Below are 12198 nucleotides of genomic sequence, written 5' to 3'. Positions count from 1 at the left end.
CCTCTCTTGATCTATTTGCGCACCAGGCGCAACCCGTTAAACACCACCAACAGGCTCACGCCCATGTCAGCAAAGACGGCCATCCACATGGTGGCCAAGCCCATGAAGGTTACCGCAAGAAAGATCGCTTTAATGACCAATGCCAAGGCAATGTTCTGCTTAAGGATGCTCGCGGTGTCCCGTGACAAGCGAATGAAGGCCGGGATTTTGCGCAGATCGTCGTCCATCAGGGCGACATCTGCCGTCTCTATGGCGGTATCCGTACCGGCTGCCGCCATGGCAAAACCGATCTCGGCGCGGGCTAATGCCGGGGCGTCGTTGATGCCGTCGCCGACCATGCCCACGTGATGGCCCTGCGCATAAAGGGCTTCGATGGCTTTGAGTTTGTCCTCCGGCAGCAGGTTGCCCTGCGCCTGGTCGATGCCCACCTGGGCCGCAATCGCGTTGGCGGTGTGCGGGTTGTCGCCGGTCAGCATCAGGGTTTTGACCCCCAGCGCGTGCAACTCGCGGATCGCTTCGCGGCTGGTTTGCTTGACCGTGTCGGCCACGGCGAACAACGCCATGGGGCCTGCGCTGTCGATCAGCAAGATCACGGTTTTACCTTGCTCTTCCAACGCAAAGAGCTTCTCTTCAAGGGCGGGCGAGCACAGGCCCAGCTCTTCGATCAGGCGGTGGTTGCCCAAGTGGTAAACCTTGCCGTCGATGTCGCCACGCACGCCACGCCCGGCCAGCGCCGTGAAGTTATCCACAGTACGCAGCGCGAGGTTTTTATCCACAGCGGCATTGGCCACGGCCATCGACACCGGGTGATCCGAACGCGAAGCCAGGCTTGCAGCCAGCAGCACCGCGCTCTCGGTGTGCAGCGGGTCGAGCGGCAGGTAGTCGGTTTGCACCGGCTTGCCGTGGGTGATGGTGCCGGTTTTATCCAGCGCCAAAAAGTCCAGCTTGTGGCCGCTTTCGAGGTACACACCGCCTTTGACCAAGATGCCTTTGCGCGCAGCGGCTGCCAAGCCGCTGACGATGGTTACCGGGGTCGAGATCACCAGCGCGCACGGGCACGCCACCACCAGCAGCACCAGCGCACGGTAGATCCAGTCGAACCACGCCTCGCCCATAAACAGCGGCGGGATAATCGCCACAGCCAAGGCCAGCAGAAACACCACCGGGGTGTAGATTTTGGAGAAGCTGTCGACAAAACGCTGGGTCGGTGCACGGGCGCCCTGGGCTTGTTCCACGGCCAGGATGATGCGCGCCAGAGTCGAGTTGTTGGCCGCTGCGGTAACGCGAAACTCCAGCGAACCGGCCTGGTTGATGGTGCCCGCAAAGACTTTATCGCCAACGGTTTTTTCCACCGGCAGGCTCTCGCCGGTAATCGGCGCCTGATCGATACTTGAGCTGCCCGCCACCACTTCGCCGTCCAGGCCAATGCGCTCGCCGGGTTTAACCCGCACGATGGCACCCGGTTCGACGTCTTTAACCTCACGTTCCAGCCATGTGCCATCAGCTTGCTGCACGGTGGCTTTGTCCGGAGCCATTTGCATCAGGCCGCTGATGGCGTTGCGTGCACGGTCCAGAGACTTGGCTTCGATCAGCTCGGCCACGGTAAACAGGAACATCACCATCGCCGCTTCGGGCCATTGGCCAATCAGCAGGGCGCCGGTCACGGCGATGCTCATCAGCGCGTTGATGTTCAGGTTGAGGTTTTTAAGGGCAATCCAGCCTTTTTTGTAGGTGGTCAGGCCGCCGCTGAAAATCGACACCAGCGCCACCAATGCAATGACCCAGGTCGGCGCTGCGCCGGTGAAGTGCAGCACTTCTGCCGCCAATGCACCGACACCGGACAGCGCCAACGGCCACCAGTGTTTTTTCGGCGCAGGCGGCAGCGGCGCGTCAGCATCGGCGCCGGTTTGCAGCGGGTCGGCCTGCATGCCCAAGGATTTAATGGCCGCGACAATCGGATCAGTCGACGGCAGGTCGTGGGTCACCACCAGCACGCGATTGATCAGGTTGAACTCCAACTGCTGCACACCGGCCAGCTTGCCCAGTTTGTTCTGGATCAGGGTTTGCTCGGTCGGGCAGTCCATGGCTTCAATGCGGAAACTGCTCAGGCGCGCGCCCACGGTGGGCGTGGCGCTGAGTTTGATCACGCTCGGCCCGGCAGTGCTTGAACAGCAACTGTGCGCGTGGCTGGCGTGGTCGTGCTTTTCCTCATGGCCGTGGTCATGGTCATGGTCATGGTCATGGTCATGGTCATGGTCAGCGTGTGGTTTGTGCGAAGTGTGAATGGAGTCGCTCATCGGGTGCGTCCAAAAAGGTGCCTGTTGCCAAGTAAAGACCCTGTAGCCACTATAGGGTCAAGCATCCTTTGGGAGATAAGCGCGATGAAGATTGGTGAACTGGCGAAATTGACCGATTGTCAGGTCGAAACCATCCGTTATTACGAGCGTGAAGGCTTGTTGCCAGAGCCTGCGCGCAGTGACGGCAACTACCGTTTGTACACCCAGGCGCATGTTGAGCGGCTGACGTTTATCCGCAATTGCCGCAGCCTGGACATGACTCTCGAAGAAATCCGCAGCCTGCTCAACCTGCGCGACAGCCCGCAGGACCAATGTGAAAGCGTGAATGCGTTGATCGACGAGCACATCCACCACGTCAAGGCGCGCATTGATGGCTTGCAAGCTTTGCAGGCGCAACTGCTCGACCTGCGCCAACGCTGTGGCGAAGGGCCGGGGATGGATCAGTGCGCGATTTTGCAGCGTCTGGAAGTCAGCGGTTCAGTGGCAGCGCCAGAAGGCGAGCCAAGCCATGTGGGCAGAAGCCACGGGCATTAGACCTTGTAGGAGCGAGCTTGCCTCGCGATCTTTTAACGATCAAAAGATCGCGAGGCAAGCTCGCTCCTACAGTTTTGCGGGTTACACCGCCATCGGCGCGGTCATGGGGGCGTGGTGCTGGTAGCCTTCGAGGCTAAAGTCGCTCGGCTCGATCAGTTCCAGCCACTCCGGCTGGTAAACGCCGGTCTTGGCGAATTCCGGTACGCGGTCCGAAATCACCAGTTTTGGCATCGGGAACGGTTCGCGGGTCAGCTGTTCGTTGAGCATGTCCAAGTGGTTTTCATACACGTGGGCATCGCCAATGAAGTAGGTGAACCAGCGCGGCGTGTAGCCGGTCAGGCGGCCGATCAGGCTCAGCAACGCGGCGCCTTCGGTCAGGTTGAACGGCGTGCCCAGGCCCAGGTCGTTGGAACGGATGTAGAGAGTCAGGGAGATTTCCTTGGTCTCGACGTTCGGGTGGAACTGGTACAGCAGGTGGCACGGCGGCAGGGCCATTTCGTCGAGCTGGGCGCAGTTCCAGCCGTGGAACAGAATACGGCGGCTGCCCGGGTCATTGATGATCGTGTCGACGCACTGGCGCACCTGGTCGATGGCCTTGTACAACACCACGTAGGCTTCGCCGCCTTCTTCGCCTTCGGCGATCTGGCGATAACCCTGGCTCAGGCACAGATCGATGGCGGCCTGGTTGCTGCGCGCCACTTGCTTGTAGGCCGGCCACTTGCGCCATTGCACGCCGTAGATCTCGCCCAGGTCGTCTTCGCCCTGACGGAACGGGTTGGCCAGCCATTGGGCGTTTTCGTTGGCGTTCTGGTCCCAGACCTTGCAACCCAGCGCACGGAAGTCTGCGGCGCTGTTGACCGGGCGCAAAAAGCCGCACATCTCGCCAATCGCCGATTTGAACGCCATGCGGCGCGTAGTGATGGCCGGGAAGCCTTCTTTGAGGTCGTAGCGCAACATGGCGCCCGGCAGACTGATGGTCTTCACGCCGGTGCGGTTGGCTTGCAAGGTGCCGTTTTTAATGACGTTGGCAACGAGGTCAAGATATTGCTTCATGGTTTTCCTAGCGTTTGAATGCAGGGCCGCGCGGGCCCTGCGATTCGAATTTAATGCGCAGCCTTTTGAGCCGCCGGATCACGGTTGTAGGCCAGCCAGATCAGGAACAGGCCGCCCGCGATCATCGGCAGGCAGAGGATTTGCCCCATCGTTACCCAGCCGAACGCCAGGTAGCCTAGCTGAGCGTCCGGCACGCGGACGAACTCGACGATGAAACGGAAGATCCCGTAAAACAGGGCGAACATCCCGGAAACCGCCATTGTAGGGCGAGGTTTGCGCGAGTACAGCCAGAGCACCAGGAACAGTGCCACACCTTCCAGGGCAAACTGGTAAAGCTGCGACGGATGGCGCGCCAATTGTTGTGGGTCGGTGGGGAAGATCATCGCCCACGGCACGTCGCTGGCCTTGCCCCACAACTCGCCGTTGATGAAGTTACCGATGCGCCCTGCGCCCAGACCAATCGGCACCACGGGGGCGATGAAGTCGAGGATCTGGAAGAACGATTTGCCGTTGCGCTTGCCGAACCACCAGGTCGCCAGCATCACGCCGATCAAGCCGCCGTGGAACGCCATGCCGCCTTTCCACACTTCAAAAATCAGCAGCGGGTTGGCGATGTAGGCGCTCAGGTCGTAGAACAGCACGTAGCCCAGGCGGCCACCGACTATCACGCCCATGGCCACCCAGAACACCAGGTCCGAGAGTTTCTCTTTGTTCCAGGTCGGGTCGAAGCGGTTAAGGCGTCGTGACAGGATCAGCCAGGCGGCGCCAATGCCGATCAGGTACATCAAGCCGTACCAATGGATTTTCAGCGGTCCGATAGCCAATGCCACCGGGTCAATCTGCGGGTAAGGCAGCATTGCGACTCCTCGTTAGATCAGGAAACTCAAACCGACACAAAACAACAGTGCGGCAAACAGCCGTTTCAGCAGGCGCGGCGAAAGCTTGTGGGCCAAACGCGCACCGAAACGGGCAAAAAACATGCTGGTCAGGGCGATCCCGACCAACGCGGGTAGGTAAACAAACCCGAGACTATGCGCGGGTAAGTCAGGGTTGTGCCAGCCAATCATCATGAAACTTAACGCACCGGCAACCGCGATGGGCAGGCCGCAGGCCGACGAAGTGGCTACGGCTTGCTGCATGGTCACGCCGCGCCAGGTCAAAAACGGCACGGTCAGCGAGCCGCCGCCGATACCGAAAATCGCCGACGCCCAGCCAATCACGCTACCGGCCAAGCTCAGACCCACCTTGCCCGGCACCGTTCGGCTGGCCTTGGGTTTTAAGTCCAGGGCCATTTGCAGGGCGATGATGATGGCAAACACGCCAATGATTTTCTGCAAGTGCGGGCCGGAGATCGCCTCGGCAGTCAGCGCGCCAATCCCGGCCCCGACCAGAATGCCCAGGCTCATCCAGGCAAACAGAGGCCACAGCACCGCGCCTTTACGGTTGTGTGCAATGGTCGAGTTGATCGAGGTAAAAATAATGGTCGCCAATGACGTGCCAACGGCCAAATGGGTCAACACCTCGTTGCTGAAACCTTGCAAGGTGAAACTGAACACCAGCACCGGCACGATGATCAGCCCGCCACCGACTCCGAACAATCCGGCCAGTACGCCAGCGAAGCCCCCCAACACCAGATAGAGCAGAAATTCCATGACGCCCCCTATTTTTGATCCGCATGGTAACGGAGCAAGGGCTCGGGCTCCATCCCGCATGGCGTAACACGCAGGGGCAATCTATAAGTACAGTGATTAAAAAAACATTAAGGACTGCCCATGTGCCTGATTGTCTTCGCTTGGCGCCCCGGCCACGCACAGCCTCTGGTCGTTGCGGCCAACCGCGATGAATTTTATGCGCGCCCCACTAAACCGCTGGCCCAGTGGGTTGAAGCGCCGCAGGTGTTTGCCGGGCGTGACCTGCAGGCAGGCGGCACCTGGCTCGGCATAGGGGCCAATGGCCGCTTTGCCGCACTGACCAATATTCGTGAACCGCACCAACCGCCCGGGCGGCATTCACGGGGTGAGCTGGTGTCTGATTTCTTGAGTGGCAGCAAGTCCATTGCTGAGTATTTCGACGACATTGGCGGACGAAGGCTGAGTTATGCCGGTTTTAACCTGCTGTTGGGGGATCGCAACCAGCTCTGGCATTTCAACTCCAGAGAGCTGGTGCCGCAGCCCTTGAGTGCGGGGATTTATGGCTTGTCGAATGCCGGGCTGGACACGCCGTGGCCCAAGCTGCTCAGGGCCAAAGCGGCGCTGGCTGAGGTGCTGAACGACCCGCAGCCGCAAGCCTTGCTGGCCCTGCTCGAAGACCCGCAGCCGGCGCAGTTCAGCGAGCTGCCGGACACCGGCGTCGGGCTGGCCACGGAGAAGTTGTTGTCGAGTGTGTTTATCGCCAGCCCCAATTACGGCACCCGCGCCAGCACGGCGCTGATCGTCAATGCCGATGGTTCACGGGTGATGGTGGAGCACAGCTTCGGGCCGCTGGGCGGGCGTTTGGGTGAGGTGCGGTTGGAACACCCCTGACTCATGCCAAAACCTGTAGTCGCTGCCGAGGCACGAGGCTGCGATACGGGCCGCAGGCCCGCTGTATGGGGTCGCTGCGCAACCCATCGCAGCCTCGTACCTCGGCAGCGACTACAGGGTTTTAATAAGGCTTGATCGCCGCCGGGTTCATCATGCGCGTCAGGCCCATATTTTTCAGGGCCAACTGGATGGTGCTGCGGATGACTTGCGGGTTGTCGATGGTCATGACTTCAGCCAGCAGTTCCTTGGCCCGGCTCAGGCTGACCTGGCGCAACATCCACTTCACCTTGGGCAAGTTGGTGGCGTTCATCGACAGGCTGTCAAAGCCCATGGCCATCAACAAAATCGCGGCCGCCGGGTCACCGGCCATTTCACCGCAGATACTCGCCGGTTTGCCTTCGGCGTGGGCGTCACGCACCACCGCTTGCAGGGCTTGCAGCACGGCCGGGTGCAGGTAGTCGTACAAATCGGCCACCCGCGGGTTGTTGCGGTCCACCGCCAGCAGGTACTGGGTCAAGTCGTTGGAACCTACCGACAAAAAGTCCACCTGACGGGCCAGCTCTTTGGTCTGGTACACCGCCGCCGGGACTTCGATCATCACGCCAATCGGCGGCATCGGCACGTCGGTGCCTTCGTCGCGCACTTCACCCCAAGCGCGGTGCAGCAGGTGCAGGGCTTCTTCGAGTTCGTGGGTGCCGGAGATCATCGGCAGCAAGATGCGCAGGTTGTTCAGGCCTTCGCTGGCCTTGAGCATGGCCCGGGCCTGCACCAGAAAGATTTCCGGGTGGTCGAGGGTCACGCGGATCCCGCGCCAGCCCAGGAACGGGTTGTCTTCTTTGATCGGGAAGTACGACAGCGACTTGTCGCCGCCAATGTCCAGGCTGCGCATGGTCACCGGCTGCGGATGGAAGGCCGCCAACTGCTCGCGATAAATCGCCAGTTGCTCTTTTTCGCTCGGGAAGCGCTGGTTGATCATGAACGGCACTTCGGTGCGGTACAGACCTACGCCTTCTGCGCCACGCTGTTGCGCGCGCGCCACATCGGCCAGCAGGCCGGTGTTGACCCACAGCGGCATGCGGTGGCCGTCCGGGGTGATGCACGGCAGCTCGCGCAGGGCGTCGAGGCCCTGGGACAACTGGCGTTCTTCTTCAACTACGTCGGCGTATTGCTTGCGCAACACGTCGCTGGGGTTGGTGTAGACCTCACCGTGGTAGCCGTCGACGATCATCTGGATGCCGTCGACCTTGGAGTACGGCAGGTCAACCAGGCCCATCACGGTCGGGATGCCCATGGCACGGGCCAGAATCGCCACGTGGGAGTTACCCGAACCCAATACCGAAACCAGGCCCACCAGCTTGCCTTCAGGCACTTCGCCAAGCATGGTCGCGGTCAGCTCTTCACTGACCAGAATGGTGTTGTCGGGGTAGACCATGGTTTGCTGGTGATCGTGCTGCAAATAGGCCAGCAAGCGGCGCCCGAGGTCACGCACGTCCGACGCCCGCTCGCGCAGGTAGTCGTCGTCCATCAATTCGAAACGGTTGACGTGATCAGTCACCACCTGACGCAGCGCGCCCTGGGCCCACTGACCGGTCTTGATCACATTTTTGACTTCGCTGCCCAGCGAGGCGTCGTCGAGCATCATCAGGTACACGTCGAACAGCGCCTGCTCTTCGGGGCGCAGTTGCGTGGCGAGCTTTTTCGACACCGCGCGCATGTCGTTGCGCACGCCTTCGAGGGCGTTTTTGAACAGCGCTATTTCGGCAGGTATGTCAGTGATGGTCTTGTCGGGCACCACGTCCAGATCGGCCGGAGGCAGCATGACCACCGCCGTACCGACCGCCGCTCCGGGTGAACCGGGCACGCCGACGAACTTGGCTTCCTGGATACCCTTGCCCTGGCGCCCCAGGCCACGAATCGACCCCGTGGCTTCTGCGTGGGCAATAACCCCGGCCAGTTGCGCGCTCATGGTCACGAGGAAGGCTTCTTCACCTTCATCGAACTGGCGGCGTTCTTTTTGCTGAATGACCAACACCCCCACCACACGGCGGTGGTGGATAATCGGCGCGCCGAGGAATGAGGCATAGCGCTCCTCACCGGTTTCGGCAAAGTAGCGGTAGCGCGGGTGATCGGCGGCGTTTTCGAGGTTCAGAGGCTCTTCGCGGGTACCCACCAGACCGACCAGGCCTTCGTTGGGTGCCATGCTGACTTTGCCGATCGAGCGCTTGTTCAAGCCCTCGGTGGCCATCAGTACAAAACGGTTGGTCTCTGGATCAAGCAAATAGACCGAGCAGACCTGGCTGCCCATGGCCTCTTTGACGCGCAACACAATAATCCCCAACGCTGCCCTGAGATCTTTGGCGGCGTTTACTTCCTGGACGATCTTGCGCAGCGTATTGAGCATGGCTCGGGGTCGAACTCCGTGTCAGGCGCGCGTTAATAGGCGCGGTGCAAGTTCTTTGAGCGCGCGACGGTAGACCTCGCGCTTGAATGTCACCACCTGGCCCAACGGATACCAATAGCTGACCCAGCGCCAGCCATCGAATTCCGGTTTACCGGTTAAATCCATCCGCACCCGCTGCTCATTCGAGACCAGGCGCAGCAAAAACCACTTTTGCTTCTGGCCGATGCACAGCGGTTGGCTGTGGGTTCGGACCAGACGTTGCGGCAAACGATAACGCAACCAGCCTCGCGTGCAGGCGAGTATTTCTACATCTTCGCGTTCCAGGCCAACTTCTTCGTTCAGCTCGCGGTACAAGGCGTCTTCCGGCGTCTCATCAGGGTTGATTCCGCCCTGTGGAAACTGCCACGCGTCTTGATTGATACGGCGAGCCCACAGTACCTGTCCGGCATCATTTGTCAGAATAATCCCGACATTAGGACGGAAACCATCGGGGTCGATCACGGCAACAACCTCGCAAACGCATGTCGCCGCATTGTTCCACAAAGGTTGTGAAAGCAGCAACGCGCCTTCCTGCCTTATGTGCACTCTTATTAAAAGACCGTATTCTTGTGGGCTTTCAACCGACAGCTCAGCGGGTAATTGCAATGCGTTTGGCTTTATTCGACTTGGACAACACCCTTTTAGGCGGCGACAGCGACCACGCGTGGGGCGATTACCTCTGCGAACGCGGCATTCTCGACGGTGACGCCTACAAAGCCCGTAACGACGAGTTTTACCAGGATTACCTGGCCGGCAAGCTCGACAATGCCGCTTATCTTAATTTCAGCATGGAAATTTTTGGCAAAAATGACATGGATCAACTCGATCAATGGCACCGCGAATTCATGCGCGACTGCATTGACGAACTGATGCTGCCAAAAGCCCAGGCACTGTTGGCCAAACACCGCGACGCGGGCGATACGCTGGTGATCATCACCGCGACCAACCGTTTTATCACCGCACCCATTGCGGCAAAGCTGGGCGTGGAACATTTGATCGCCACCGAATGCGAGATCGTTGATGGCCGTTACACCGGCCGCAGCACTGACGTGCCGTGCTTCCGTGAAGGCAAAGTGACACGCCTGAACCGCTGGATGTCAGAAAACGGCCACAGCCTCGAAGACAGCTACTTTTACAGCGATTCGATGAACGACCTGCCATTGCTGGAGCAAGTGACCCACGCCGTGGCCGTCGACCCGGATGAAAACTTGCGGGCAGAAGCGGTTAAACGTGGCTGGCCAGTGATTTCGCTGCGCGATTAAACCCAATCCTGTAGGAGCGAGCTTGCCTCGCGATCTTTGAAGTCAAAAGATCGCGAGGCAAGCTCGCTCCTACAGGGGTGGTTAAACCGGTTTTGCGCCCATCATGGCCGCAATCGCAATAAAGCAAATCGCACAAAAAGCCGCCAGCACCACGGTAAAGCCCGGGTGTTTGGCCATTCGCCCCAGACGCAGGCGGTTGAGGCGCACCAACAGCCACAACCAGCTCAAGCCACCCAGCAGGTACAAACTGCTCCCGCCCAGCAACCACAGCTGGCTCAGCGGCCAACCCGCCATGTGCACCAAAAACCAGCCACTCACCGGCAACGCCAGCAGGCACAGGCCCATCAGCCCCCAGAGAAACGCCCACGGGCGGCGCACCAGGCCACCCGCCAGGAAGGCGTCACCGGCACGCCGACGGCGAATCACCACAACCAGCAATACAAGCGCACTGACAAACAGCAGCAGTGTCGACACGCCATGCAGCAGTTTTAACGCGGTGAACGTTTCCATTTGATTTATCTCTTGAGCCGTTCAATCAGCGTAGCGTTTATCAGCCAAGAAACAGCTGATACGCCGGGTTATCGCTTTCATCCCAGTACGGATAGCCGATTTCAGCCAGCGCCGCAGGCACCAGGTGGCGTTCATCGGCGGGCACTTGCAGACCGGCCATCACACGGCCATCTGCCGCACCATGGTTGCGGTAATGGAACATCGAGATGTTCCAGCGCCCGCCCAGCTTGCTGAGGAAGTTGAACAGCGCCCCCGGGCGTTCCGGGAATTCAAAGCGGAACAGCAACTCATCGCTGACCTTGGCCGCGTGCCCGCCCACCATGTGGCGGATGTGCAATTTGGCCAGTTCGTTTTCAGTCAGGTCGACCACCGGGAAGCCCTGCTCGGCCAGGCTGGCCAGCAACGCGCTACGCGGGTCGTTCTCGGGATGGGTCTGCACACCGACGAATATGTGGGCTTCGCTGCCGGTGTGGTAGCGGTAGTTAAATTCAGTGATCTGGCGCTTGCCGACCGCCTGGCAGAACGCCTTGAAGCTGCCCGGCACCTCGGGGATGGTCACGGCTATGATCGCCTCGCGACCTTCACCCAATTCGGCCCGCTCGGCCACATGGCGCAAACGGTCGAAGTTAACGTTGGCGCCCGAGTCGATGGCCACCAGCGTCTGGCCGCGCACACCGCGTTGCTCGACGTATTTTTTGATCCCAGCCACGCCCAGCGCACCCGCAGGCTCGGTGATGGAGCGGGTGTCATCAAAGATGTCCTTGATGGCCGCGCAGATTTCATCGGTGCTCACGGTGATGACTTCGTCGACGTAGTCTTTGCAGATATCAAACGTGTGCTGGCCGATCTGGCCCACGGCAACGCCGTCGGCGAAGATCCCGACGCTTGGCAAGACCACGCGCTCACCGGCCGCCATCGCGGCTTGCAGGCAGTTGGAGTCATCGGGCTCGACGCCAATGACTTTAATATCTGGCCGCAGGTACTTCACATACGCCGCAATACCGGCAATCAATCCGCCACCGCCCACCGGCACGAAGATCGCATCCAGCGGCGTCGGGTGCTGACGCAGAATTTCCATCGCCACGGTGCCCTGCCCGGCGATGGTGTGCGGGTCATCGTAGGGGTGTACGTAAACGTAGCCTTTTTGTTCAACCAGTTGCAGCGAGTACGCCAGGGCTTCAGGGAAGGAGTCACCGTGCAGCACCACAATACCGCCACGTGAACGCACGCCTTCAATCTTGATCTCGGGGGTGGTTTTGGGCATTACGATGGTGGCTTTCACCCCCAGCACCTTGGCGGCCAGCGCCAGGCCTTGTGCATGGTTGCCGGCCGAGGCGGTGACGACGCCGCAGGCACGCTCGGCGTCGGTCAATTGCGTGAGCTTGTTGTAAGCGCCACGAATCTTGAACGAAAACACCGGCTGCAAATCTTCGCGTTTGAGCAAAATCTGGTTGCCCAGACGTGCAGACAACTGATTGGCAGGCTGCAAGGGGGTTTCTACCGCGACGTCATAAACGCGCGAGGTGAGTATCTTCTTAACGTACTGTTCGAGCATCGGAAAGCTTCACTGGGCGGTTAGC

At 60.1% G+C, this 12198-nt stretch carries 11 protein-coding genes; 3 read left to right on the top strand and 8 right to left on the bottom strand.

Annotated features, from left to right (window positions below; translation table 11 throughout):
• Positions 1–11 precede the first annotated feature (11 nt).
• Entirely contained in the window at positions 12–2297 is a 2286-nt protein-coding gene (locus tag ACJJU9_RS00905) for a heavy metal translocating P-type ATPase (protein ID WP_407729858.1), read from the bottom strand.
• Positions 2298–2381: 84 nt separating this feature from the next.
• Between ACJJU9_RS00905 and cadR the strand changes: the two genes are divergently transcribed.
• The gene (cadR, locus tag ACJJU9_RS00900; RefSeq protein ID WP_048371049.1) at positions 2382–2831 is read left to right on the top strand and encodes a Cd(II)/Pb(II)-responsive transcriptional regulator; all 450 of its coding nucleotides are present in this window, start codon (positions 2382–2384) and stop codon (positions 2829–2831) included.
• A gap of 81 nt (positions 2832–2912) precedes the next feature.
• Here the strand turns inward: cadR and ACJJU9_RS00895 are convergent, their stop codons facing one another.
• Genes ACJJU9_RS00895 through ACJJU9_RS00885 form a run of 3 tightly spaced genes read right to left on the bottom strand, consistent with a single transcriptional unit; the run spans position 2913 to position 5536 of the window.
• Positions 2913–3884, bottom strand: a complete 972-nt coding sequence (locus ACJJU9_RS00895) for a thymidylate synthase (protein WP_407729857.1) — start codon at positions 3882–3884, stop codon at positions 2913–2915.
• Positions 3885–3934: 50 nt separating this feature from the next.
• Positions 3935–4741 carry a prolipoprotein diacylglyceryl transferase gene (gene lgt / locus ACJJU9_RS00890; RefSeq protein WP_048390936.1) on the bottom strand — a complete coding sequence of 269 codons (807 nt, stop codon included), beginning with the start codon at positions 4739–4741 and terminating at the stop codon, positions 3935–3937.
• A gap of 12 nt (positions 4742–4753) precedes the next feature.
• Positions 4754–5536: a sulfite exporter TauE/SafE family protein gene (locus ACJJU9_RS00885; RefSeq protein WP_314916244.1), complete on the bottom strand. Its 783-nt coding sequence runs from the start codon at positions 5534–5536 to the stop codon at positions 4754–4756.
• A gap of 120 nt (positions 5537–5656) precedes the next feature.
• Between ACJJU9_RS00885 and ACJJU9_RS00880 the strand changes: the two genes are divergently transcribed.
• A complete protein-coding gene (locus ACJJU9_RS00880; protein WP_407729856.1) occupies positions 5657–6406 on the top strand; it encodes an NRDE family protein in 750 nt (249 codons plus the stop codon).
• Between the two features lie 121 nt (positions 6407–6527).
• On the opposite strand, the gene ptsP is transcribed toward ACJJU9_RS00880, so the two are convergent.
• Together ptsP and ACJJU9_RS00870 are read right to left on the bottom strand one after the other, a co-directional pair.
• Positions 6528–8807 (bottom strand): phosphoenolpyruvate--protein phosphotransferase, encoded by a 2280-nt coding sequence (gene ptsP, locus ACJJU9_RS00875; RefSeq protein WP_048390931.1) that lies wholly within the window; start codon positions 8805–8807, stop codon positions 6528–6530.
• A 21-nt stretch (positions 8808–8828) separates the two neighbouring features.
• A complete protein-coding gene (locus ACJJU9_RS00870; RefSeq protein WP_019828104.1) occupies positions 8829–9308 on the bottom strand; it encodes an RNA pyrophosphohydrolase in 480 nt (159 codons plus the stop codon).
• A 143-nt stretch (positions 9309–9451) separates the two neighbouring features.
• Here ACJJU9_RS00870 and ACJJU9_RS00865 point away from each other — a divergent pair, with 143 nt between their 5' ends.
• A complete protein-coding gene (locus ACJJU9_RS00865) occupies positions 9452–10108 on the top strand; it encodes an HAD family hydrolase (protein ID WP_407729855.1) in 657 nt (218 codons plus the stop codon).
• 81 nt (positions 10109–10189) lie between these two features.
• Here ACJJU9_RS00865 and ACJJU9_RS00860 read toward each other — a convergent pair whose 3' ends face one another.
• A complete protein-coding gene (locus ACJJU9_RS00860; protein ID WP_048371066.1) occupies positions 10190–10618 on the bottom strand; it encodes a DUF2269 family protein in 429 nt (142 codons plus the stop codon).
• A 40-nt stretch (positions 10619–10658) separates the two neighbouring features.
• On the bottom strand, positions 10659–12173 hold the full coding sequence (gene ilvA / locus ACJJU9_RS00855) for a threonine ammonia-lyase, biosynthetic (RefSeq protein ID WP_048371068.1): 1515 nt from the start codon (positions 12171–12173) through the stop codon (positions 10659–10661).
• Positions 12174–12198: the final 25 nt, after the last annotated feature.

Source organism: Pseudomonas helleri, assembly GCF_045830615.1.
GTDB classification, from domain to species: Bacteria; Pseudomonadota; Gammaproteobacteria; order Pseudomonadales; family Pseudomonadaceae; genus Aquipseudomonas; species Aquipseudomonas helleri.
The sequence above is the reverse complement of the archived record's forward strand: the minus strand, read 5'-3'. Positions and strand labels throughout refer to the sequence as shown.